The sequence below is a fragment of the Thioclava pacifica DSM 10166 genome (genome assembly GCF_000714535.1).
GTDB classification, from domain to species: Bacteria; Pseudomonadota; Alphaproteobacteria; order Rhodobacterales; family Rhodobacteraceae; genus Thioclava; species Thioclava pacifica.
Map to the genome: position 1 here is coordinate 1 of NZ_AUND01000012.1, position 23106 is coordinate 23106.

A 23106-nucleotide genomic window follows, 5' to 3' on the forward strand; every position below is an offset into this window, starting at 1 on the left:
CGTTCAAACTTTTCCTTTGCCATCTCGCAGGGCGCCTCTGGTTAGGGGGCCGCTTTGGCGCGGGCCCGAGTCAATATCGCGCGCTACCTATTGCGCTGGCGGGGAAAAATCAAGCCCGGATTGCACGGTTTCACCGCCCCGCGAACGGTTTCATATTGGCCGTACGGGCGCCCATGCTACCTTTTCCGGATGCAACGCTCCGCCTCTGCCTCGCCGCGGGCCCTGCCCGCCCGCGCATCGCTCGCCGAAAAACCGCTCGGCATCCTGCCCAGCCTGCGGGCCGCGCGGCGCAATCTGCTTGAAATCATTCCCGAATTAGCGACCCACGCGCCGATCATCTCGGGCAATACCGGGGCGCGCTGGCATATGGTGATGGACCCCGACAGTCTGCGCCATGTGCTCAAGACCCGCGTTGAGGACTACCCCAAGTCGCTGGTCACCAAACTGATCCTCGGCCCCGCCGTCGGCGAGGGGCTGTTCGTCGCTGAAGGCGCAGAATGGCGCTGGCAACGCCGCGCCGCGTCGCCTGTCTTTGCCGCGCGCAACATGGAAGCCCTCGCCCCGGTGATGCAGGCCGCCGCCGAAGCCTCGGCACGCCGGATCGAAGCGACGGCCGGAACCGGCCGCGCGATCGACCTGCATCAGGAGATGGTCGCGGCAACCTTCGAGGTGATCTCGGACGTGACCTTCTCGGGCGACGAGGGGTTCGACCGCGCCGCGATCCATGCCGCGATCGACGCCTATATCGCGCAGACCGCCCGCGTTTCGATCCTTGATCTCTTCGCCCTGCCGGCATGGATTCCGCGCCCGCACCGGATGATCTCGGCTGGCGTGGTGCGCGATCTCAAGGCCCATGCGGATCGCGCCATCGAGGCGCGGCGCGCAGTGGGCGCCAAGGACGTGCCCGACCTTCTCGACCTGCTCGATCGCGCGCAGGACCCGGAAACAGGCCGCGAGATGAGCCCCGCCGAGCTGCGCGACAACCTGCTGACCTTCATCGTGGCCGGGCACGAGACGACGGCCCTGACGCTGGCCTGGGCGCTCTATCTGAGCGCCTTCGATCCGCAGGTGCAGGAGGCCGCGCGCGCTCAGGCGCAAGCGGTTCTGGGCGCGCGATCCACCACCGTCGCCGATCTCGAAAACCTGCCGCTGACCGCGCAGATCGTGAATGAAAGCCTGCGCCTCTACCCGCCCGCCGGGTTCCTCTCGCGCACCGCGCAGAAACCCGATCGGCTGCTGGGCCGCGAAATCCGCAAGGGTGACACGGTGATGCTGCCGATCTATGCGCTGCACCGCCACCATGCGCTCTGGGACGACCCCGACGCCTTCCGCCCCGAGCGCTTCGCCAATCCGACCCATGACCGTTTCGCCTTCCTGCCCTTCGGCGCGGGCCCCCGGATCTGCATCGGCGCGGGCTTCGCGCTGCAGGAGGCGCAGATCATCCTCGCCACGCTGCTCGCCCGGTTCCGTTTCACCGCCGTGCCCGGTCGTGCACCGGTGCCGGAAATGATCCTCACCACGCGTCCCAGAGGCGGTGTCTGGCTGACAGTGGAGCGCGCGTGAACAGACCGGGGAGAGGCCTAGCCTTTCCAACTGCTTGAAATATCCCGGGGGTGAATTGCCCGTCAGGGCAAGAGGGGGCAGCGCCCCCTTGCGGGTCGCCCGGCCAAGGCCGGGCGAGACCCTCAGGTGAAGGTGTTGTCGCGCGGGAAACCGCGCGGCGCCATCCGGCCCGCCGAGGCGCGCTTGGCCGTCCATTCGGCAAGGTCGAGCTCGGTGCGGGTACGGCCCGCCGGATCCTTCCAGCTCAGCCCATCGGCCAGCGTGAAGGTGGTGGCGTCAGACAGCCCGCCATCCTTGTATTTCTGTAGCCGCACGCCCTTGCCGCGCGCCATCTCGGGCAGCTCGTCGAGCGGGAAGACCAGCAGTTTGCGGTTCTGGCCGACGCAGGCGACCGTATCGCCCGCGATCTTCGCGCAGACGGTGGTCTTCGCGGCGCCCTTCATGTTGAGCACCTGCTTGCCCGAGCGGGTCTGCGCCACCAATTCCTCGCCGGGACAGACAAACCCGTCACCATCGGACGAGGCCAGCAGGTATTTCTCGCCCGCCTTGGGCACCAGCAGATGGGTAACCTCGGCCTCGTTGGGCAGGTCCACCATCAGCCGCAGCGGCTCGCCCATGCCGCGCCCGCCGGGCAGGTTCGCGCCCAGCACGGTGTAGGCGCGTCCGTTCGAGCCCATCGCCACGATCCGGTCGGTGGTCTCGGCATGCATGGCGAACATCGGCCCGTCGCCATCCTTGAACTTCACCTCGGCGTCGAGCGCATTGTGCCCCTTCATCGCGCGGATCCAGCCCATCTTCGACAGGATCACGGTGATCGGCTCGCGCTCGATCATCGCCTCGATCGGGACTTCCTCGACCTCGCCGGCCTCGGCGAAACCGGTGCGGCGCGCGCCACCTGCGGCATCACGGCCGAATTTCTTGTCGATCTCCTTCAGCTCGGAGCCGATCTTGCGCCATTGCAGCTTGTCGGAGGCGAGCAGGTCCTCGAGCCCCGCGCGTTCCTCGATCAGCGCATCGCGCTCGCGCTTCAGCTCCATCTCCTCGAGCTTTCGCAAGGACCGCAGGCGCATGTTGAGGATTGCCTCGGCCTGCACATCCGACAGCTCGAACTCGGCCATCAGCATCGACTTCGGATCGTCCTCGTAACGGATGATCTCGATCACCCGGTCGAGATTGAGGAAGGCGATGATATAGCCTTCGAGCACTTCGAGACGCGCGTCGATCTTGTCCATCCGGTGCTGCGAGCGACGGATCAGCACCTCGCGGCGGTGATCGAGAAAGGCGCGCAGCACTTCCTTGAGCGAGCAGACCTTGGGCACCCGCCCATCGATCAGCACGTTCATGTTGAGCGAGAAACGGATCTCCAGATCGGAGTTCTTGAACAGCATCCCCATCAGCATCTCGGGCTCGACCGTGCGGGTCTTGGGCTCGAGCACGATACGGATATCATCAGCGCTCTCGTCACGCACATCGGCCAGAGCGGGCACCTTGCGGGTCTGGATGACCTCGGCGAGACGCTCGATCAGCTTGGATTTCTGCACCTGGTAGGGGATCTCGGTGACCACGATCTGCCATTGGCCGCGGCCCAGATCTTCCTTTTCCCACCGCGCGCGCAGACGGAACGCACCGCGCCCGGTGCGGTAAGCCTCGCGGATATTCTCGGGCGGCTCGACCAGCACGCCGCCGGTCGGGAAATCGGGGCCGGGAATATGCTCGACAAGCTCGTCATCACTGATGCCGGGCCGCTTGATCATCTCCAGCAGCGCCTCGACCAGCTCGCCGAGATTATGCGGCGGAATGTTCGTGGCCATACCGACCGCGATGCCGCTCGCGCCATTGGCCAGCAGGTTCGGGAAGGCGGCGGGCAGCACGATCGGCTCTTCGAGCGTGCCGTCATAGTTCGGACGGTAATCGACCGCGTTCTCGGCCAGACCTTCGAGCAGCGATTCCGACGGATGTGCCAGACGCGCCTCGGTATATCGGCTCGCCGCCGGGTTATCACCGTCGATATTGCCGAAGTTGCCTTGGCCATCGACCAGCGGGTAACGCATCGCGAAATCCTGCGCGAGACGCGCCATCGCGTCATAGATCGCGGCATCACCATGCGGGTGATAGTTCCCCATCACATCGCCCGAGATCTTCGCCGATTTCCGGAAGCCGCCAGTGGGCGACAGCTTCAGTTCGCGCATCGCATAAAGGATGCGCCGGTGCACCGGCTTCAGCCCGTCACGCGCATCGGGCAGCGCCCGGTGCATGATCGTCGAGAGCGCATAGGTCAGGTAGCGCTCGCCGATCGCACGGCTAAGAGGTTCGGAAGTGGTGGAGAGGGGGTTTTCGTCGTCACTGCTCATGAGTTTTTTCTACTGCCGCGCCCGATCACGGTCCAGCGGGAAACGCTTTCGGGGGAAATTCTCGGGAACTTTTCCCCTGCCGGGGGAATTCCCCCAGCGTAAGGACGAGAGAGACGTGATAAAATTTGAGTGATCCGAGTCTGTTACGGTCACGGGGGAGAGGAAAATGGGGAAGCTGCTGATTACGACCCTCGCGGGCATCTACGCGGTCATGGCGATCGGCGGGCGCGACCTGCCGACGGACGAGGTGCAGATGGCACAAGCCGCGCCCGCACCTCAGGAACAGGTTGCCCAGGCGGCAATCGATCCGCTCTACGATCCGACAAAGATCATCGCCCCCTCGACCAGCGCGCCGGTGGTTGAAAAGGCGGCCCTGATCACCCGTGTCACGCCCAAGGCGCGGATGCCCGGTCCGGCGCTCAAGCCCTCGCCCGAATACCGCACCCGCGAGAGCGCGCCTGAAATCGCAGGCGGCACGCTCTGGAAGGTTTCGGCCAATTCGCTCAACGTGCGCTCCGGGCCTTCGACCGGCAACAGCGCGGTCGACCGGATCCGTCGCGGCGAACAGGTACTGGTCGTGGCCGAGAAGAACGGCTGGGCGCATGTGAAAATCGAAGGCGACGGCATCGATGGCTGGGTCGCGAAACGCTATCTGACCCCGGCGAACTAAGCGCCGCGCAATTGCTGAGCTGAGATCAGACGGGCCCTTGAAACGGCCCGCTTTTTTTGCCTTTTGCGCAACGCTGCGGAGGTGCAGCGCCACCGCGACACCCCTGACGCTTGCCTTTTCACCGCCGCCTTCATATCCCCGCCCAAAGCACGAATGCCGTCGCGCGCAGCGCAACAAGGGGCGACGGTCAGCAAGGGGCACGCGAGAATGGCAAAGACGATCCTGATCACCGGATGTTCCTCGGGCATCGGCTATGACGCGGCGCATGGGCTCAAGGCCGCCGGCTGGAAGGTCTTCGCCACCTGCCGGCGCGAGGAGGATTGCGAACGTCTGCGCTCCGAGGGGCTGACCTCCTTCCAGCTCGACGTGTCCGATCCCGACAGCATCGACGCGGGCTTCAACGAGGCATTGGCGCGCGGGCGTGGCCGTCTCGATGCACTTTACAACAACGCCGCCTTCGCTTGTCCCGGTGCGACCGAAGACATCCCGCCCGGCGCGCTGCGCGAGATTTTTGAAACCAACCTCTTCGGTCTGCATGACCTGACGACCCGTGCGATCAAGGTGATGCGCGCGCAGGGCGACAATGGGGAAGGGCGCATCCTGCAATGCTCCTCGGTGCTGGGCTTCGTGGGCCTGCGCTGGCGCGGCGCCTATGTCTCGACCAAGTTCGCGCTCGAAGGTCTGACCGACGTTCTCCGCCTCGAGATGGCCGATACCGGCATCAAGGTTGTCCTGATCCAGCCCGGCCCGATCACCTCGAACATCCGGGTCAACTCGATTCCGCCTTTCGAGAAATGGGTGAACTGGGAGGGCTCGGCCCGGCGCGCGCAATATGAAAACGGCCTGCTCAAGCGGCTTTACGAGAAACGAGAGCCCGACACGTTCGAGCTGCCCCCCTCCGAGGTGACCAAGGTGATCCTCAAAGCGCTCGAGGCGCCCAGACCCAAGGCACGCTACAAGATCACCACGCCGACCAAGGCAATGAGCGTCGTGCGCCGTCTCCTTCCCGATCCGATGCTCGACTGGGTGCTGCGCAAGGGCTGAAAAACCTTTCGCAATTTCGCTCGCTCCGGCTATGACTTGGTGCAAGAGGGAGAGGGAATGAATGCGCAGCGATCCGTTGTTCTATGTCGTGGCCGCGGCGAGTTTCGCGGTTTTGGTGATCCTGATGATCGGGATCGCGGGCTTCGGGCGCGGCGGTGATTTCAACAAGAAACACGCCAACAAGCTGATGCGCCTGCGCATCGCCGCCCAGGCGGTCGCCATCGCGCTGATCTTGTTGTTCGTTTATCTGAGAAGAGGTGGCTGATGGTCGTCCTGAATCGCATCTACACGCGCACCGGCGATGCCGGAGAGACCGCACTGTCGAACGGAACCCGCGTGGCCAAGCACTCTGCCCGCGTCGCCGCCTATGGCACGGTCGATGAGCTCAATGCGACGCTCGGCATCGCGCGGCTGCATGCGGACGAGGCGCTGCAAAAACAGCTCTCGGTGATCCAGAATGATCTATTCGACCTGGGCGCCGATCTCGCGCGGCCCGACATGGAGCACGACCACGAAGCGGGCTATCCGGTGCTGCGCATGATCGAATCCCAAGTGACCCGGCTCGAGACCGAGATCGACGCGATGAACAAGAAGCTCGAACCGCTGCGCAGCTTCATCCTGCCCGGCGGCACGCCTCTGGCCGCCCATCTGCACATGTGCCGCACCGTCGCACGCCGCGCCGAGCGCGAGGCCGTGGCGCTGGCCGCGATCGAGGGGGTGAACGAATGGGCGGTGAAATATCTCAACCGCCTGTCGGACTGGTTCTTCGTCGCCGCCCGGATCGCGAATGACGACGGCAAGGACGATGTGCTCTGGGTGCCGGGCGGCAGCCGGTAAGCCTCTTTGGCTCGGGCGACCAGCCCGGGCCGCGCCCGTCCGGCCTTCGCGAAGCTCAGGCGTTCGTCGGGGTGTCCTTCCACTGGAAGGCCACCCTCTCCCGGCTCACCCCTCCCCGTGGGAGGGCGCATTGGCGATGTCATCGCGGGCATGCAGGTCATTCGGGCTTTCGAGATAAAGCGCAGACCACAAGCGTCGCGACGCGCCCACCCGAGGGTCAGGCGCGCCCCTCATCGCTCATCTCACCGCCAGCCCATCCTTGTCGAAGAACACCAGCCGGTCGGCCTCGAAGGCCAGCCCCGCCACGTCGCCGGGGCGCAGATGCGTATCGCCCGCCACCCGCACGTTCACCGGCCCCAGAGGCCCGCAATCGAACAGGATGAACGTATCCGCGCCGAGAAACTCGACCACATCCACGCGCCCGTCGCATTGGCCCTCACCCTCGGGGACCAGCGCAATATGCTCGGGCCGGATGCCCAGCTGCGTGGCCGTGCCCGCCGCACAGGCCCCGCCGCGCCCGCCTTCAAGGCTGTAGCTTCCGCTCGCCGAGGAACAGGGCATCACGTTCATCTTCGGCGAGCCGATGAACTGCGCCACGAACAGGTTCGCCGGGTTCTCGTAGAGCTCCCGCGGCGTGCCGACCTGCGCGATCTTGCCGTATTCCAGCACCACGATCCGATCCGCCAGCGTCATCGCCTCGACCTGATCGTGGGTTACGTAGATCATCGTGCGCTTGAGATTGCGATGCAGTCGCGCGATCTCCAGCCGCATCTCGACCCGCAAAGCCGCATCGAGGTTCGACAGCGGCTCGTCGAACAGGAACGCCGTCGGATCGCGCACGATCGAGCGCCCGATCGCAACGCGCTGACGCTGCCCGCCCGAGAGATCCTTGGGCCGCCGGTCCAGATAGGGTTCGAGCTTCAGGATCTCGGCGGCCGCATCGACCTTGGCGCGCCACTCGGCCTCCTTCACCCCGGCCATCTTCAGCGAGAAGCCCATATTCTCGGCCACCGACATATGCGGATAAAGCGCATAAGACTGGAACACCATCGTCAGCCCGCGCTTCGAAGGCGGCTGATCGGTCACGTCCTTGCCGTCGATCTCGATCGCCCCGCGCGACGTGTCCTCAAGCCCTCCGATCATCCGCAGAAGCGTGGATTTCCCGCAGCCAGAAGGTCCGACAAAGACGACGAATTCCCCATCCGCGATCTCGAGGTCGATCCCCTTGATGACCTGCACCTCGCCGAACCATTTCTCGACGCCCTTTAGCGTGATCGCACCCATCTCACCCCTCCTTCCCGGCCCAGGCGAGCCAGACCGCCGCCGTCCAGGTAAACGCCTTTCCGCCCGCGGCCTCGCCGGTCATCGGGTCGAAATATTCCACGAAACCGTATTTCGCGATGACCTCCTGCGTGCGCTGGCGAACCTCCTCGCCAAGCGCGATCCCGGCCTCGCTCGCCCCTTCGCCGATCATCATGTTCATCATCGCCCAGGTCGGCCCGCGCCAGTAGCGCTTGGCATCGAACCGCGGATCGAAGGGCGCGAGCGAAGGAACGCCATAGGGCGCGGCATCCAGAACGCGGCGCAGATGTCTTTCCATCTCGGGGGCGCTTACGCCGCCGAACCAGCACAGGAAGGAAGCATTGGTCAGCGCGTTCGACCAGATGCCGTTGTTGCAGTTATAGCTGTCGAAGAAGCCCATGCCCGGGTTCCAGAGCGCCTTCGCACCCTCCTCCAGCGCAGCGATCTGATCTTCCAGACCGCCTGTGTCGAGCCCCAGCTGATCGCCTGCGATGAGCAGCTCGCGCAGCCCCCGCAGCAAGATGAAATGCATCGTCGGATCGGCCACTCGGAACGGGTTGCCTTCCGCCATCGCCGCATCGTCCCAGCCCAGCCGCTTGCCGCGCTGCACCAGCCAGATATAGCGGTCGTAATCGTATTTCGTCGGCCGCATCGAGGCGTCGACATGCTGGGTGTCGCGGCGTTCGTAGTAGCCCACCCCCTGCGGGTCGACCCCCTCCATCGCATCATCCCAGTCCGGCGCATTGTCGCGACCCGACTCCCATGGGTGAATGACGAAGATCGCGCCCTTCTCATCGCGCCGCCAGCGCAGGAACCACTCCGCCCAGGCCCGCATCTTCGGGAAAAGCGCGCGGAACCGCTCGGCCCCGAAATCGGGATCCTGACGCAGCAGGCGCGGCGCGAAACTCAGCGCGACCGGCGGCTGGGTAATCCCCGAGGACGCGATCGGCCCATGGCACCCCCAGACATCGGGCCCCGGAAAATAGCCCGGATCGGGCTTGTGGAACAGGATATGCGGGACCATCCCGCTCTCCCACTGCCCGGTGAAGAGCGTCTCGATCTCGGCCCAGGCCCGGTTCAGATCGAACCGCGCGAAGCCAAGCGCGGCAAAGGCGCTGTCCCAGTTCCACTGGTAGGGATAAAGCCCCGCCGTCGGCACGGTATAGCCGCCCCGGTCATTGGCGATCAGGATCGCGCGCGCAGCCTCGTCGCGCTCTGAGAATACCGCCTCGGGCGGCAAGGTATCGGTCATCATCGTGTTATCCTTTCACCGCGCCGGCCGTCAGACCGCGGGTCATGAATCTCTCCAGCCCGAGGAAGATCGCCATGATCGGCACCGTCGCGATCACGGCCCCCGCCATCAGGTGCTGGCGCGGGATCTCGGAGGAGTTGAGCGAGGCGATGCCCCGCGTGAGCGTGAACTTGTTGGGATCGTCAAGCAGCATGAAGGCCAGCAGGAACTCATTCCAGGCGATCATGAAGACATAAAGTCCGACCGAGGCGAGCGCGGGCAGCGCCAACGGCAGGGTGATCTTCCAGATCACCTTCAGCCGCGAGAGCCCGTCCATCAGCCCGGCTTCCTCGACCTCCACGGGCAGGCCGCGGAAATAGCCCTGCAGCATATACAGCGCCACCGGGATCGTGGTGACCGGGTAGATCAGCACGATCCCGAGGATCGAGTTGCGCAGCCCCACCATCGAATAAGCGATGTAGATCGGCAGCGCCAAGACGATCATCGGCACCATGTAGATCAGCAAAATCCCGCGCGAGAACACCTTCTGCCCCCGGAACCGCAGCCGCGCCACCGCATAGGCACCCGGCACCGAGAACAACAGCGTCAGCGCCACCGTCAGCACCGAGACATAGAAGCTCGTCCACAGATAGCGGCCGAAATGGAACCTCTCGAACAGCTCGTAATAGCTGTCGAAGAGATGCCAGCCCTTACTGAGATCAATGGTGAAATCGAGCGGGTTCAGCATCAGCTCCTGCTGCGATTTCATCGAGGTCATCACCATCACGTAGAAGGGGATGATGACGATCGCGGTGAAGAACAGGTAGCCAAAGCCGGTGAGGAACCGGATCACCGCCTCCTCGAATTCGTGCCGGTTCGCGGCGCCGAAAGGCAGCCCCTTCAGTATGGTGTTGAGCGGGATCGCCACCGTGCCCGCGAGCACGATGGTCAGCGCGACCCGGCTCGCCATCGCGAACCCGTCCCCGAATTGCAGCGCGCCAAGCCCCACGCCCATCAGCGCCAGCGCGACGACCACCGCGACCGCATCGGTCAGCCAGCGATTGCCGCGCCAGACGGTGACCAGCCCGGTCAGCGCACCAAGGATCAGCGCCCCCCAAAGCGCGGGCCGCGCCGCCTCGCCACTGGCAAAGGAGATCGCCACCCCCAGCGTCACCGCCATCACCAGCGCCCAGAGCGCCCCGATGATCGGCCCGGTCAGCCAGCCTTTGTGCAGGATTTTCATAGCCCTTCCTCCCGGCTGATCATGCGGAAGAAGAAGGCGGAGAAGATCAGCAGGCAGCCGAACACGACCACCGCGACCGCCGCCCCCGCCCCGATATTCGAGATCGCGAAGGCCTGCTCATAGACGTTCACGGTCAGCGTGCGCGTGCCCGCATTGCCGCCTGTCAGCAGGAAGATGTCGTCGAACTTGTTGAAGGTCCAGATGAAGCGCAGCAGGAACAGGACCGAGAGAATGCCAAGCAATTGCGGCAGGCTCAGATACCAGAATTTCTGGAACGGAGAGGCCCCGTCCATATCGGCCGCCTCATACATATCCGTGTCGATACTTTGCATCCGCGCGAGGATGAACAGGAAGGACAGCGGGAAATAGCGCCAGACCTCGAACAGCGTCACCATGATCAGCGCCAAGGGCTTCTGACCGAAGAAATTGATCGCGCCCTGGCTCACGCCCATCTGCACCAGTAGCGCATTGGCCGAGCCCGAGAACGGATCGAAGAGCGTGATCCAGGTGAAGGCCACGGCGATCACCGGTGCAACGTAAGGGAACAGATAAAGCCCCCGCAGGATGCCCTGGCCCTTGAAGCTCTTGTTCAGCAGCATCGCCGCGAACAGCCCCACGACCAGCGCGCCGAGCGTACCGAACACCGTGTAGAAGACCGTCACGCCGAAGACGCCCCAGAACTCGCCGCTATCGAAAAGCTTGCGGAAATTCTCCAGCGTGAAGGTGGAATCCGTCAGCACATTGTCGGCCTTGCCGCGCACGACAGGCTCGGCATCGCGCACTGCCTGCTCGGCAGTCTTAGGGTCACCCGTGATCTGGGCGTCGATACGGAACCGTTCGTTGTAACCGGGCGCGAGCGTGCCGAAATCGCAGGTCACGGTCTGGCCGCTCAGCGCGCAGCCCTGCGGCAGATCGCCTGTCAGCGTCACGCCCTCGGGCAAGGTATCGGTGAAACCCGCCCCGTGCAGCTCTGCCGTGCGCGAGGGGTTCATGACCCGGTATTCGAGTTGCGCCACCTCGCCCCGGTCGCGCAAGGAGACGCGCAGACGGGTCTCGGCCGGGCGCAGATCGCCCAGTTGCACCGGCTTCACCGAAATCCAGAAGATCGCAAGAAGCGGAATGATCACCACCAGCGCGACGATCGTGATCGTGGGAAAAAGCAGGCCCCAGGCCAGACGCGCCTCGCGTCGGGCGAGCGCGCCGCGCCCCTTGGGCGGCGAAATCTCGGTCATGACGTCCTCCCTGGATCGCCCCTTGTCTCGAGGGGCGGGATCGGACAGGGCGCGCACGCCCTGCCCTGTCGCTCAAGTGCGATCAGTTGATCTTCGACAGCTCGTCATTCATCTTCGCGACCGCGTCCTCGGCCGAGATGTTGCCATCGAGATAGTCACGCACCACGCGGTTGATCACCTGGCTGTTGAGCATCTTCGAGGCCAGCGCCAGCTGACCGTCGCTCACGCCCCAGCGCTGCGCGGTGTCCAGACCTTTGGTGATCTCGTCGATGACGGCCGGATCGTAGAGATCCTTCAGCGGCGCCTTGCGATCCACGCCGACCGGCAGGGTCGCCCATTCGGTGGTGAACTTGCTCGGATCCGCATCGGTGCCGCGACGGGTCGGGAACTTGCCCTCCGGCGCGATCGAGAGCGTCTGGCCGTAGCCTTCATTCATCGAGTAATCGACGAATTGCTCGGCGGCGTTCATGTCGGCATCCGAGGTGATCCCGAAATAGCGCATGTCGGCCCAGCTCGCCCCCTCCGGGTTGTCCGGCCCGGAGATCTTGGTCACGACGCCGGTGTCCTGCGCGAGCGCTTTCGAGGTCGGATTGCCGTCGATCATCGGCGGCGCAGAGTCGCGCAGGCCCGCCAGCTCATCGAGGATGAAGGGCGACCACATGATCATCGCCGCCTTGCCCGCGAAATACAGCTCGCGCGACTGCTTCCAGTAATTGTCGCCGGGCGGGGAAGCCTCGTTCAGCGTCTTGTAGAATTTCAGCGCATCGACCGTCTTCTTCTCGTCGAGCGGCTTGAACCCGTCGGGCCCGACCGGCGAGACGCCGTTGGCAAGGAAGATCTGTTCGAGCACCTGGCTCATGTAGTTGTCATCGACCTTGGTGGCCGCGACGAAGCCATACATGTTCGGCGGGTCGTTGAGCTTCTTCACCGCCGCTTCCATCGCGGCGAAGGTGGTCGGCGGGGCAAGACCTTCCTTCTCGAAGATGTCCTTGCGGTAGAGGATCATCTGCGTCCAGCCATCGACGGGAACCGCAGCATAATCACCATCGCTCTCGACCATCTTCAGCGCGCCGGGCGCGAAGGTCTTGGGGTCAAGCTTGTCAACGACATCGGTCGCAGCCCCGCTGTCGAGAATGCCAGCCTCGGTCCAGGGCAGCACGTTTTGCAGCGGCGTGTAGATCACGTCGGGCAGATCGCCCGCTGCGAAGGCGGCCGTGGCGCGGGTGTTCAGGTCGCTTTCATTGACCGGGATCACCTCCACGTCGATGCCGGTCTTCGCCTTGAAGTCCTCCGCCATCTTCTGCTGCTTGGCCAGACGCTCGGGCTGTTCCTCGGTGGTCCAGAACTTGATCGTCTCGGCCTTCACCGCGACCGCGCCGAGCATCAGCGCGGCGGCGGCGGTGCCCAGCAGGGGTGCCAGGCCGGTTCCACGGATAAGTTTCACTTATAATCCTCCCGATTACTTAAGTTTTGCTTATGAGACTGAGGGTGGCGGCCCGTCCGAGCCGCCGGGTTCGAGACGCGCCACGACCAGCTCTTGCAAGCCGGCTGGATCCGCGCCGCGCAGTTGCGCGATAAGCAGCGCCGCGAGTCTTTCGCCCGCATGTCGGCTGTCCACCGCGAAGCTCGTGAGGGGTGGGTCGATCATCCGCCCCTCGGGAATACCGTCATAGGAAATCACCGACAGCTCGCGCCCGATGCGCAGACCGCGCTCGCGCGCCACGTCATAGGCGCCCAGCGCCGTTGCGTCGGTCGCGTAGACGATGGCTGTCGGTGGCTGGGGCAGATCGAGCAGATCGCGTGCTGCCTGCGCCCCGCCTGCGCGATCGCTGACCTCCATGATCTCCAGCGCCGGATCGAAAGAGATCCCGGCCTCGGCCAGCCCCGCCTGATAGCCCTCGCGCCGCAACACGGCGAAATTGTAAGCCGCGGACGGGCCAACGAAGCCGATGCGCTTGTGACCCAGCGCGGCCAGCCGGGCGACGGCGGCGCGCATCGCCTCGGCCCCGTCCACGTCATACCAGCTCAGCCCCGGATCGGGCTTGCCGTGACCGACGCGGCCGAACAGCACGAAGGGCACATGCTTGGCGCGCAGGAAATCGACGCGCGGATCCTCGACCATGGTGCGCGGCAAGATGAACCCGTCGACCTTGTGCTCCTGCAGGAGCCGCGTGACGGTCGCCTCCATCTCTTCGCGCGAGTTGGACGAGGCAACGGTGAGGGTCCAGCCCTCCAGCGTCGCCTCCTGCGTGATGCCGCCAAGGAAATCCGCAAGGAACGGGCCGTAGCGGTCGGGCGCATCGAGCTCAAGCACGAGACCCAAAGCCCGCACCCGCCCCGTGCGCACAGCCTGCGCATAAGGCATCGGCGCGTACCCCATCTGCGCGGCCATCTCGGCCACGCGGCGGCGCGTCTCGGGCGCGATGTCGGCATAGTTGTTGAGCGCGCGAGAGACTGTGCTCTTGGTCAGGCCAAGAGCCTCGGCAAGATCGGAGATGCGCACCCTGCGGGTGCCCCCCCTGCCCTGCGAAACCGTGTCGCGAATCTCCTCCATGCCCGAAGGCTACGATTACGAAACCGGTTTCGTAAAGCCGAAACTGGTTTCGGTGCGACAATTTCGCTCACAATGGCTTGTGCCGCAGCGCCGCAAAACGCCCGACAAAGGGGCGAAAAGTGATGGGGGAAGTGTCATTCGACACTAGGTAAACAACGCCTATTTGGGCATAGAGGAGTCTCGCAAGTGTCTGCCGAGGAACGAGTGCCGCGTTATGAAAGTCGACCTGCCTCAGGGTGAGAGCCCCCGGCTCTCTCGCGTTGCCGATCCGCAGCGGCTCAACGCGCTGCGCCAGACCGGCCTGCTCGAGGCGGCGCCGGTCGCGGTGTTTCAGCGCGCGACGCGGCTGGCGAGCAAACTGATCGGCGCGCCGGTCTCGCTGGTCTCGCTCGTCGACGAAAATCGCCAGGTCTTCGCCGGTCAGACCGGGCTGAGCGCACCGGGCGAGATGCCCATGATCGAAACTCCGCTGAGCCACTCCTTCTGCCGTTATGTGGTCGAACATGACCGCGCGCTGATCGTCCCAGATGCCCGCAAAGACCCTGAGTTGCGCGACAATGGCGCGGTCGCCGATCTGGGCGTGATCTCTTATCTCGGCGTGCCTCTGCGCACGATCGAAGGTCATGTCGTCGGCTCGTTCTGCGTGATCGGCCATGACCCGCGCGACTGGACCGAGGAAGAACACGAGCTGGTCACCGATATCGCCGCCGGGGTCGAGGCCGAGATCCGGCTGCGCCGCCAACACATCATCTCGCGCCATGAACAGGAAGTGTTCCGCGCCATTCTCGACCAGATGCCGGTGAGCGTGGCGCTGGCCGAGGTGGGCACGGGGCGGCTCGTCGACGTGAATGCGAGCGCGCGCGAGCTCTTGGGGGCGCAGGAACCCAACAGCCCTTTCGCGCCGAAGGTCGGTGTCTATGCCAGCGACGGGCGGCGCTACGAGACGGCGAACCTGCCACTGACCCGCGCCGCGGTCTCAGGGGAGGTCATCAAGGCCGAGGAAATCCGGGTCGAGCGCAGCGGCGCCGAGCCGCGCGACCTGCTCGTCTCCTCGCGCCGCATCGACAGCGATCCGCCGCTTGCGGTCTCGACGGCGCTCGACGTGACCGAGCTGCATGCGGCGCGGCGCGAGGCCGCCGACAGCGACAAACGGCTGGCCCATTTCCACGAGGTGACGCGCGACGGCATTCTTGAGCTTGACGGCGAGGACCGGGTGCGTTTCGCCAATTCCGTCCTGCGCAAGCGGGTGCGCGAAACGGTCAGCGAAAGCACCGAGGACGGGCTGATCGGTTCGGTCCTGTGGGAGAGCGCCCCGCATCTGCGCGGATCTGCCTTCGAGGCGGCACTGCAACGGGCGCGCGAAACGGGCGATCCGCAGAGCACGGACCAGATCGGGCGCGATGAACGCGTACTTGAGGCGCGGATCTATCCCGATGGCGAGACGATGATCGTCTATCTGCGCGACGTGACCGACGAGCGGCTCATGACGCAGGCGCGCGACACGCTCACCCGCGAGCTCAACCACCGGGTCAAGAACGCCTTCGCGATGATGTCGGGGCTGATCGGGATGACCGCGCGCCATGCCGAGAGCCCCGAAGCGATGGCGGCGGGGCTGCGCTCGCGGATCACGGCGCTGGCGCGGGCACATGAGCTGATCAACCCGACCGCCACGATCGAGCGCGAATTCCGCGGCGCGGCGGATTTGGGCGCGTTGGTCGAGGTGGTGCTTTCACCTTTCGTGGACGCCTCTGACAGCCGGCTCGCGATCGGTGGCCCCGAGATCGTGCTGAACCATTCCGGCACCACCAATCTCGCGCTGGTGCTGCATGAGCTGGCGACGAATGCGGTGAAATACGGCGCGCTTTCGCACCCGCAGGGGCGGCTCGCGGTCAGCTGGTCGCGCGCGCCCGAGGACCAGCTCGAACTGCGCTGGGAGGAGAGCGGGCATCCGGGCGGTCTGGCCCAACCCGCGCGCAGCGGTTTTGGCTCACGCCTGATCGATCTGACGGTAAACGGACAATTGCGCGGTTCTTATGGAACCGAATGGGCCCCCGACGGGTTTAGAGCCTGCATAACCGTGCCAATGGATCTGATAAGAGGGTGAGGTAAGCCCATGTACATGAGCAGCAAACGGCTGGAGGGCCGTCACGTTCTCGTTGTCGAGGACGAGATGTTCATTGCCTATGACATCGCCTATTCCATCGAGGAAGCGGGCGGTTTCGTGGCGGGTCCGGTGCCCTCGCTCAAGCGCGCACGAATGCTGATCGAGGACGATACGTTCGAAATCGACGGTGCGATCCTTGACATGAACCTTCTCGACGGGCGGGCGGAAAGCCTTGTGCTCGAGCTGCACGAACGCTCCATTCCGCTGGTGGTGAACACCGCCGAGCCTCTGCCCCTGTCGTTCCAGGCGAGACTTCCCGATATTCCGGTCTTCTCCAAACCCACCATGCCGGAGACTCTGACCGCTGCGCTGCAAGAGCAGATGATGCGCTGATCGCCGGATTACAGGCCTGCGCGATCACGGATCTCTCGCGCAAGCGTGACCGGGGTGCGACATTTCGGACAGTCGCCGGATCCGCAAACGCCTTCCCATACTGCCCGTCACCTTATGCGCCAAAGGGAGGTGACGCATGACCCAACGCCAAAACAATGCCTGCAATGACAATGCCCGTCCGCGCGGTTCGGCCACGCCGTTTCACACGATGAACGGGCTGTTGGCCGCACTTGGCCTCGTGGTGTTCGGCTACGAGATCGAGAGCGGCAAACCGGCCCGCCACGAGATGCCGCAACTGGCCGATGCCGCCGATCTTGCAAGCGGTCCCGATCCCGAGAACGACAATTCAGAGGCTATGCCCGATCATCTCGCGATCCGCATCGCGGGCGCCGAGATGCGCCTGCGTGGCCATATCGCGCCGGGCGATGCGGGGCGCGTGGCGCTGGAAATCGCGGCGCGCAGGCGCGCAGGCGATCCGGTCGCGCGGGTGACGCTCGACAGCACAGGCGGCTCGCTGCATGACGCGCTGCTGATCGGGCGGGTGCTACGCAGCGCGGGCGTCACGACCGAGGTGCGCGACAACGATATCTGTTTCTCCGCCTGCCCCTATCTCTTTGCCGGGGGCGCGCAGCGCATTGCCCAGGGAAATGCGCGGCTGGGCGTGCATCAGGCCACCGATGCCGAAAGTGATCAGGAACGGCAGAGCCCGCGCGCGATGCTGTCGGACCTGCAATCGAGCGAGGCGCGGGTGATCTCGTATCTCGATGAGATGGGCGTGGGACTGGGCATGTTGCAGCCCGCGCTCGCGACCCCGCCCGACAGGATTCACGTGCTCAGCGCGCAGGAACTGTCGCGCTATCACCTGACCACCGCGCCGATCCGGGGCTGACCCGTTCAGACCGGCAGGCGATGAGCGGCGATGATCGACCAGATCTCGGCGTTGATCGCCTGCATCTCGGCAAGGGCTGCCTCCATATCGGCGAGCGTCGCCGCATCGAGCACGCTTTCCTCACCGATGCGCAGGCTCGATTTGCGATCGGCGATGCGCATCTGGATCGCGCGCACCGGACCGCCACCGGCGTCAAACGCATAGAGGCAATGGTTGAAATGGTTGCGCAGTCCCGAGACTTTTTTCATCCGCGCAGCGACCGCAAGAATGCGCGCCCGCGCAGGCTCGGACAGCGGGCAGGCGTCGCGCTTGGCGAGACGCTCAACCAGATCGAGTCTTGCCCGCGTGGTGTTGAGCGTGAGGTGAATGATCACCGCCGCGTCCTTGTCCGTGCCCGCGAGCCCCGCGATCAGGTGGATCAGCAGGCTCTCGGTATTGGTCCAGGCATAGTTGATCCTGCCCACCTGCATCAGGAAGGCGTCGAACTCGGGCGGCGGCGCGCCGCGGAGCAGGGCCTCAGGCCCCGCCATGGCGATGATACCAGATCGCCGCCTCGGTTCGGTTCGACACGCCGAGCTTGCCGATGATGCGATGGATATGCAGCTTCACCGTATGCTCGGACAGGCTGAGCTGACCGGCGATGATCTTGTTGGGCTGACCCGAGGCGAGCATACCCAGAACCTCCGCCTCGCGCGGGGTCAGCCCGGAGCGCGCGGCGACCTCGTCATGGCTCATCGTGCCATGGCGCGTCCCGACCGGCGGTTCGGCCGGACGGCAGCGCACCAGCGCGGGCGGAATGTAGTGGCCGCCCGAGACGATCATGCGCAGGCTGAGAAGCCAGGTCGTCAGGTTCAGGTTCATCGGCAGCAGGCTGATCTGACGCGCAATGATACGCGCGCCGAAACGGTCCATGAGATCCTGGCCGAAGCGATCCTCCTCGAAGGCGATGATCAGCTTGACCCGCTCGAGCAGCGGCATGCGCTCCTCGGCCAGGTCCAGCAGCGTCTCGGCATGGGCTTCGTCGGCGACGAGCGTGCACAGCGCCCCCACACCTTCGAAACGTCCATCGTCTCCCCACGCCTGCCGGAAGCTGTCGAAATCTCCGATGCGCAGGCTGCGCGCGGGCGAGACCTCGGCCTCGACGGTGCGCAGAACGGTATCGGAAAAGATTTGCGGCGCGCCGAGAAAACAGATCGCGGCGTCGTCACGGCGGCACGACGCGCTCACCCGCGCGCCATCGGTATTCGTTTTGGATAATGCATTCATGGCGGCCCCCATTCCGACCAGGAATTCCCTCGTAATGAACGGCCGATCCCACACTCGACCTGCCGATATACAACCTATCATGGATCTAGACTGGGGGCGTCAGCCATTCGGGTTACGTAGCGGTAAGGAATACCGCAGAGCCATATGGACAGCGCCACCTCTTTGCGAGCTGCAACAAATTTTGCGATTCGCCGCGATGCTGCATCGGCAGGGATAGGTGATCACGGCAGTTCCCACCACCATATCTGGGGGCGCTGGCGCGCGGCACCGTGCGACCGCAGCATAAGCCGTCAATTTGGGGCACATCGGGCACTCTCTCCGGGGCTGTGGAAAAAACCACGCCGCTTCAAGCGCCTAGAGGTTGCATGGCATGATTAGACCCATTTGCTAGCTAGGTCCGAAGGCTCTGTCAGGCGCAGGATGTTGGTGTCGCAGCTGGGGGCTGTGACGCGCCTTCTTCCGACAGGGCCCGGCACGGGTAGCCCAGTTTCGAATCACCAGGATTCGGAGCCCGGCATCGCTGTGCCGCGCGGTTCGGGGGCAGGCGCATAACCGGGGGTTCGCCCCCCAAATGCAACGGTTCGACCTACCCGTTTGAAACAGAGTGACGGGCTCGGACCAGCCAACTGGGAGAATGAACATGTCCAGCAAACGTCAACCGCCCATGGGAATGGATCATCACGACGATCACGATCATCACGACGATGACCACACCCCGCCGCCGCCTGCTCCCGATCCGGTCGAGACCCAGAGCCAGGAGCAACAGCAGCAGCAACAGCAGCAAGTGAAGAACGAGAGCGAGACCTCGTCTTCGGCCGATGCTGATGCCGGTGCGATCGCCGGCGCGGGCGCCATGGCCGGGGCCTATGCCGATGGCAGCGACAACAAGAACATGGCGCATAACGACACCGATGTGAAAAACGGCTCGCACTCGGCTTCGAGCGCGGACAATGCGGTGAATATCTCGATCGACTTCCCTGATGACGGGATCTTCGGCGAGGACAATGACTTCGCCGATTTCGATCTGCACAACTCCTCGGTCGGCGACATGGTCATGGCCAACGGGAACATGCATTACGCTTACGAGTATGACCCGGGCAATGATCTGAAGCTCGACGACATCCTCAACGGCGCGCTCGGTGGCGAGGGCAATGATGTCGGGATGGTCAATGCGCTGTCGAACAACCTTGTCGACAATGACACCCTCTCGAACCCCTCGGTGAGCAACAATGGCGCCGGGTTCCAGCAAAACGGCTCGATCACGGGCGGCTCTGCCTCGGCCGATGAGGGCATCTCCGCGAGCGGCGCCGATGGCGGCGAAGGGGCGGATGATGTCGATGCCGCAGGTGGCGGCGCCTTCTCGGGCGGCGGCATCTCGCTGGCCGGTGGCGGCATCTCGATCGCGGCGAGCGAGACCGAGGGTGAAGGCGGCGACGGGGCCGCGGGTCTTGGTCTGGGCGTCGGTCTCGGGCTTGGCCTGTCGGGCGCGGGTGCCGAGGACGGCGATGCCGAAGCGGAAACCGAAGGCGGCGGCGGTGGCGGCGGCCACCCGATGAAGCACATGGGCCCGCCCTCGATGGATGATGGCGGCGGCAGCTCCATGGCACATGACGGCGGCGCGGTCGCAAGCTCGCAAGGGCTCGGCCTCGGGCTCGGCATGGGCAAGGGCATCGGCGGCGATGGCGGCGACGGGTCGGGCTGGTCCTCGACCGGGTCGAGCGCCTCGGGCGGCGGCGCCTGGTCCACGGGCGGCGCCTCGACCGGCGGCGCGGGCGGCACGGTGAGTGCCGTGGGCGGCGCAGGCGGCAGCCTGGGCCAATGGGGCTCGGGCAATGGCGATGACGGCATCGTCACCGGCCAGTCCTATGCCGATGCGAGCGCGGTGATCGACACCACCGCCTTCAACCAGTCGATCGTGATGGGCGCCAATATCCTCGGCAACGCCGTGGATACGACCATCGTCGGCGGGTCGATGACCTCGACCTATATCGGCGACGACGACATGGGAGCGTGATCTGACAACGGCGGCGCGCCTCTCGCGGGGCGCGCCGTCCTCACCTTTTTCGCCTCCGGGTCCGGTCTTGCTCCGCTTCTCGACCCGGCAGGCCCCGCGACCGCGATCGGTCGCCTCATCGGCGGAGCGACAGAGAACCCAGGCGCAACGCCGGGGTACGGGCAACCAGGGGGGTGGATATGCTCGATCGCCAGACGGAAATCATCGCGCATTTCATCGGGGCCTTTAACCAGACCACCGAGAAGCTCGCGGCGCGACAGGATTACGACGCCTTCCGCGCCGCGCGGTTGAGCGAGCCCGACGCAGGCGATCTGCTGACTGTCGAGATCCGGGTCTCCTCGGATTATGCGCTGGAGGGCTACGGGCCGGGGCTGAACTTCGACGCACCGCCACCGCTGCCGCCCGAAGCACCCTGGCTGCCGGTGGCGCAGATGCCCGACCGGATCCTGCCCGATCTCGGCCTGCTTCCGCCTCCGAGCTACAAGGACGCGCCCGGGATCGACCTTCCGGTGATGACACCACCCCCGAATTTCTACCTGCTGCTGGACCCGCCCGGCTCGGTGATCACGATCACGGCGCAGGTCAACACGCTGGTCGATCAGGATGTGCTGGTGAACCGGCCCTTCGAGATGCCTCCCGAGCTCCTGGGCAGCTACGGGCCCGAGGCAAGCGCGGCGAAGCTGACGCTTCTGGCCGAGGCGGGCGATGCACTGAGCGTGGCGACCCCCGAGCTTGGGACCAGCGCGGCGGATCATGCCGGGATGCTGATCGACGCGATGGAGGAGCTTGATCCGCAGGCGGTCGGCGACGGCGTCGAGGCGGCGCTGTTTCGCGCAAGCCCAATCCAGCCGGTGCCGGAGCCTGTCTCCGAAGATGAGGGCGAAACGGTGGAGGCGGTTCCTGCCCCACCCCTGCTCGGCCCCGGTTTCGACGGCAGCCCGGTGATCAATGGCGTGCTGGCCGAGGCGATCCCGGAGACGCTCAAGGAACGGCTCGAATCGCGCAACGCGGAAGACGAGACTGAAGACGGGGGCGACATCCCCGGCATCGTGGAGGTCGAGGACGAGGCGGCGGGCACGGTCTCGGGCCAGAGTGCCGAGCCCGTCCCGATCGAGATCACGCAAAGCCTCGAGACCGGGGACAACCTCGCCCTGAACCAGTATCAGGCCGCGCATGAATGGATCGACGCGCCGGTGATCGCGGTCGCGGGCAGCGCGCAATCTCTCAGCCTGATCTCGCAGGTCAACGTGATGCGCGATCAGGATCTGACGGATGTCTCCGCGCCGGGCCTGATATCTGCGGCGGCCTTGCCCGCCGATCCCGCCTCGCAGGCGGTGAACGCGGCGAGCTTCACGCAGGAAGCCAATCCCGCGCAGTTTCTCGATCTCGATATTCCCGGCGGAGAGAAGATGGTGGGGCTCGTACGCATCGAGGGCGATGTGACGGTCGACAATCACCTTACGCAGGTGAACGCGATCTCGGATGGCGATCTGGTGAGCTACGAGTTCGGCCCCTACCAGACCGAGATCACGATGGGCGGCAACGCGGCCGTCAACCTCGAGACGTTGCTCGAATACGGCATGAAATTCGACGTGATCCTGATCGGCGGCGATCTGATCGAGATCGCGCAGATCGAGCAGATCAATGTGCTGCTCGACGATGATCTGATCCTCAGCGATCCGCCGATGGGTGAGACGGCGGGCGGCAGCGCGTTGGTGCAAAGCCATGACAACCTGCTCTGGAACGAAGCGTCGCTGACCAAGATCGGGATCGACGCACAGATGGAGATGAGCGCGCGCTTTCAGGCGACGCTCGACAAGCTGGCCGATCTGGCCGAGGGCGAACGCGGCGCGACCCCGAGCGGAGCCGCGTTCGATGCGGTGAAGGAGCTGTTCGACGATCCGCTTCTTGCCGGGCTCGACGCGCTGCGCGTTCTCTGGATCGAGGGCGACTTGATCGTGCGCGACACGCTCACCCAGATCAACCTGCTCGACGATGCCGATCTCGTGTCGGTGGGCGGTGGCGGACCGGAAGGGATCGCGGTCGAAACCGGCGACAATATCCTTGGCAATGTCGCGGGGCTGACGGTGGCCGGTGTCGACAGCACGATCATGGCGGGCGAAGGGGTCTATTCCGACGCGGTGATCTGGCAGGCGGGGATGCTCGACGAGGGGCCGCCAGGTCTGGGGATCGGCAACGGGCTGGAAAACGGGCAGGGCCATGGCAACGGCAATGGCAACGGGGCGCTGGCCTCTGAGGCCGTGGTCTTTCTCGCCGACGGCATGATCGAGGCGCGACCGAATTACGACGACGAAGATTTCCAGACGGGTCCGGGGTCACAAGGCGTGGCCCATGGGGCGGGCGCGTCACTGGATGCATTGCACGGCGTTCTGGCCTGATCAGGCCGAACGCA

Annotated in this window: 19 protein-coding genes; 10 read left to right on the forward strand and 9 right to left on the reverse strand. The window is 65.1% G+C overall.

Annotated features, from left to right (window positions below; translation table 11 throughout):
• Positions 1-189: 189 nt before the first annotated feature.
• A complete protein-coding gene (locus tag TP2_RS05760; protein WP_038074743.1) occupies positions 190-1563 on the forward strand; it encodes a cytochrome P450 in 1374 nt (457 codons plus the stop codon).
• Positions 1564-1685: 122 nt separating this feature from the next.
• On the opposite strand, the gene parC is transcribed toward TP2_RS05760, so the two are convergent.
• On the reverse strand, positions 1686-3914 hold the full coding sequence (gene parC / locus TP2_RS05765) for a DNA topoisomerase IV subunit A (RefSeq protein WP_038074750.1): 2229 nt from the start codon (positions 3912-3914) through the stop codon (positions 1686-1688).
• A 166-nt stretch (positions 3915-4080) separates the two neighbouring features.
• On the opposite strand from parC, the gene TP2_RS05770 reads away from it, so the two are divergent.
• From TP2_RS05770 to TP2_RS05785, 4 genes are all read left to right on the forward strand, one after another.
• Positions 4081-4584: an SH3 domain-containing protein gene (locus tag TP2_RS05770; protein ID WP_038074755.1), complete on the forward strand. Its 504-nt coding sequence runs from the start codon at positions 4081-4083 to the stop codon at positions 4582-4584.
• A gap of 207 nt (positions 4585-4791) precedes the next feature.
• Positions 4792-5628: an SDR family NAD(P)-dependent oxidoreductase gene (locus TP2_RS05775; protein WP_038074759.1), complete on the forward strand. Its 837-nt coding sequence runs from the start codon at positions 4792-4794 to the stop codon at positions 5626-5628.
• 61 nt (positions 5629-5689) lie between these two features.
• Positions 5690-5893, forward strand: a complete 204-nt coding sequence (locus tag TP2_RS05780) for a twin transmembrane helix small protein (RefSeq protein WP_038074764.1) — start codon at positions 5690-5692, stop codon at positions 5891-5893.
• Positions 5893-6465 carry a cob(I)yrinic acid a,c-diamide adenosyltransferase gene (locus tag TP2_RS05785; RefSeq protein ID WP_038074772.1) on the forward strand — a complete coding sequence of 191 codons (573 nt, stop codon included), beginning with the start codon at positions 5893-5895 and terminating at the stop codon, positions 6463-6465. Before TP2_RS05780 ends, TP2_RS05785 begins: the two co-directional genes overlap by 1 nt.
• Positions 6466-6702: 237 nt before the next feature.
• On the opposite strand, the gene TP2_RS05790 is transcribed toward TP2_RS05785, so the two are convergent.
• From TP2_RS05790 to TP2_RS05815, 6 genes are all read right to left on the reverse strand, one after another.
• On the reverse strand, positions 6703-7749 hold the full coding sequence (locus TP2_RS05790; RefSeq protein ID WP_038074773.1) for an ABC transporter ATP-binding protein: 1047 nt from the start codon (positions 7747-7749) through the stop codon (positions 6703-6705).
• Between the two features lies 1 nt (position 7750).
• Entirely contained in the window at positions 7751-9022 is a 1272-nt protein-coding gene (locus TP2_RS05795; RefSeq protein ID WP_240473715.1) for an MGH1-like glycoside hydrolase domain-containing protein, read from the reverse strand.
• 4 nt (positions 9023-9026) lie between these two features.
• A complete protein-coding gene (locus TP2_RS05800; protein ID WP_038074774.1) occupies positions 9027-10241 on the reverse strand; it encodes a carbohydrate ABC transporter permease in 1215 nt (404 codons plus the stop codon).
• Positions 10238-11473 (reverse strand): carbohydrate ABC transporter permease, encoded by a 1236-nt coding sequence (locus TP2_RS05805; protein ID WP_038074775.1) that lies wholly within the window; start codon positions 11471-11473, stop codon positions 10238-10240. The genes TP2_RS05800 and TP2_RS05805 overlap by 4 nt, the downstream gene beginning before the upstream one ends.
• A gap of 82 nt (positions 11474-11555) precedes the next feature.
• Entirely contained in the window at positions 11556-12857 is a 1302-nt protein-coding gene (locus TP2_RS05810; protein WP_051692357.1) for an ABC transporter substrate-binding protein, read from the reverse strand.
• A 90-nt stretch (positions 12858-12947) separates the two neighbouring features.
• Complete coding sequence (locus TP2_RS05815) at positions 12948-14027, reverse strand: LacI family DNA-binding transcriptional regulator (protein WP_038074784.1); 1080 nt, start codon at positions 14025-14027, stop codon at positions 12948-12950.
• Positions 14028-14241: 214 nt separating this feature from the next.
• Here TP2_RS05815 and TP2_RS17910 point away from each other — a divergent pair, with 214 nt between their 5' ends.
• The 3 genes from TP2_RS17910 (at position 14242) to TP2_RS17915 (ending at position 17413) form a co-directional block, all read left to right on the forward strand.
• Positions 14242-16131 (forward strand): HWE histidine kinase domain-containing protein, encoded by a 1890-nt coding sequence (locus TP2_RS17910; RefSeq protein ID WP_051692248.1) that lies wholly within the window; start codon positions 14242-14244, stop codon positions 16129-16131.
• A 9-nt stretch (positions 16132-16140) separates the two neighbouring features.
• Positions 16141-16524, forward strand: a complete 384-nt coding sequence (locus tag TP2_RS05825; RefSeq protein ID WP_051692250.1) for a response regulator — start codon at positions 16141-16143, stop codon at positions 16522-16524.
• A 136-nt stretch (positions 16525-16660) separates the two neighbouring features.
• Entirely contained in the window at positions 16661-17413 is a 753-nt protein-coding gene (locus TP2_RS17915; protein ID WP_051692252.1) for a COG3904 family protein, read from the forward strand.
• A gap of 5 nt (positions 17414-17418) precedes the next feature.
• Here TP2_RS17915 and TP2_RS05835 read toward each other — a convergent pair whose 3' ends face one another.
• Both TP2_RS05835 and TP2_RS18460 read right to left on the reverse strand, forming a co-directional pair.
• Positions 17419-17943 (reverse strand): hypothetical protein, encoded by a 525-nt coding sequence (locus tag TP2_RS05835; protein ID WP_038074785.1) that lies wholly within the window; start codon positions 17941-17943, stop codon positions 17419-17421.
• Positions 17930-18679: a helix-turn-helix transcriptional regulator gene (locus TP2_RS18460; RefSeq protein WP_169739507.1), complete on the reverse strand. Its 750-nt coding sequence runs from the start codon at positions 18677-18679 to the stop codon at positions 17930-17932. Before TP2_RS18460 ends, TP2_RS05835 begins: the two co-directional genes overlap by 14 nt.
• Positions 18680-19319: 640 nt before the next feature.
• Between TP2_RS18460 and TP2_RS05845 the strand changes: the two genes are divergently transcribed.
• Together TP2_RS05845 and TP2_RS05850 are read left to right on the forward strand one after the other, a co-directional pair.
• Positions 19320-20693, forward strand: a complete 1374-nt coding sequence (locus tag TP2_RS05845; RefSeq protein ID WP_157617055.1) for a hypothetical protein — start codon at positions 19320-19322, stop codon at positions 20691-20693.
• 179 nt (positions 20694-20872) lie between these two features.
• Entirely contained in the window at positions 20873-23092 is a 2220-nt protein-coding gene (locus TP2_RS05850) for a hypothetical protein (RefSeq protein ID WP_038074789.1), read from the forward strand.
• Positions 23093-23106 lie beyond the last annotated feature (14 nt).

Coding starts and splice junctions, on each gene's coding strand:
- TP2_RS05760 (WP_038074743.1), top strand. CDS start 190: ATGCAACGCTCCGCCTCTGCCTCGCCGCGGGCCCTGCCCGCCCGCGCA.
- parC (WP_038074750.1), bottom strand. CDS start 3,914: ATGAGCAGTGACGACGAAAACCCCCTCTCCACCACTTCCGAACCTCTT.
- TP2_RS05770 (WP_038074755.1), top strand. CDS start 4,081: ATGGGGAAGCTGCTGATTACGACCCTCGCGGGCATCTACGCGGTCATG.
- TP2_RS05775 (WP_038074759.1), top strand. CDS start 4,792: ATGGCAAAGACGATCCTGATCACCGGATGTTCCTCGGGCATCGGCTAT.
- TP2_RS05780 (WP_038074764.1), top strand. CDS start 5,690: ATGCGCAGCGATCCGTTGTTCTATGTCGTGGCCGCGGCGAGTTTCGCG.
- TP2_RS05785 (WP_038074772.1), top strand. CDS start 5,893: ATGGTCGTCCTGAATCGCATCTACACGCGCACCGGCGATGCCGGAGAG.
- TP2_RS05790 (WP_038074773.1), bottom strand. CDS start 7,749: ATGGGTGCGATCACGCTAAAGGGCGTCGAGAAATGGTTCGGCGAGGTG.
- TP2_RS05795 (WP_240473715.1), bottom strand. CDS start 9,022: ATGATGACCGATACCTTGCCGCCCGAGGCGGTATTCTCAGAGCGCGAC.
- TP2_RS05800 (WP_038074774.1), bottom strand. CDS start 10,241: ATGAAAATCCTGCACAAAGGCTGGCTGACCGGGCCGATCATCGGGGCG.
- TP2_RS05805 (WP_038074775.1), bottom strand. CDS start 11,473: ATGACCGAGATTTCGCCGCCCAAGGGGCGCGGCGCGCTCGCCCGACGC.
- TP2_RS05810 (WP_051692357.1), bottom strand. CDS start 12,857: ATGCTCGGCGCGGTCGCGGTGAAGGCCGAGACGATCAAGTTCTGGACC.
- TP2_RS05815 (WP_038074784.1), bottom strand. CDS start 14,027: ATGGAGGAGATTCGCGACACGGTTTCGCAGGGCAGGGGGGGCACCCGC.
- TP2_RS17910 (WP_051692248.1), top strand. CDS start 14,242: ATGAAAGTCGACCTGCCTCAGGGTGAGAGCCCCCGGCTCTCTCGCGTT.
- TP2_RS05825 (WP_051692250.1), top strand. CDS start 16,141: ATGTACATGAGCAGCAAACGGCTGGAGGGCCGTCACGTTCTCGTTGTC.
- TP2_RS17915 (WP_051692252.1), top strand. CDS start 16,661: ATGACCCAACGCCAAAACAATGCCTGCAATGACAATGCCCGTCCGCGC.
- TP2_RS05835 (WP_038074785.1), bottom strand. CDS start 17,943: ATGGCGGGGCCTGAGGCCCTGCTCCGCGGCGCGCCGCCGCCCGAGTTC.
- TP2_RS18460 (WP_169739507.1), bottom strand. CDS start 18,679: ATGAATGCATTATCCAAAACGAATACCGATGGCGCGCGGGTGAGCGCG.
- TP2_RS05845 (WP_157617055.1), top strand. CDS start 19,320: ATGTCCAGCAAACGTCAACCGCCCATGGGAATGGATCATCACGACGAT.
- TP2_RS05850 (WP_038074789.1), top strand. CDS start 20,873: ATGCTCGATCGCCAGACGGAAATCATCGCGCATTTCATCGGGGCCTTT.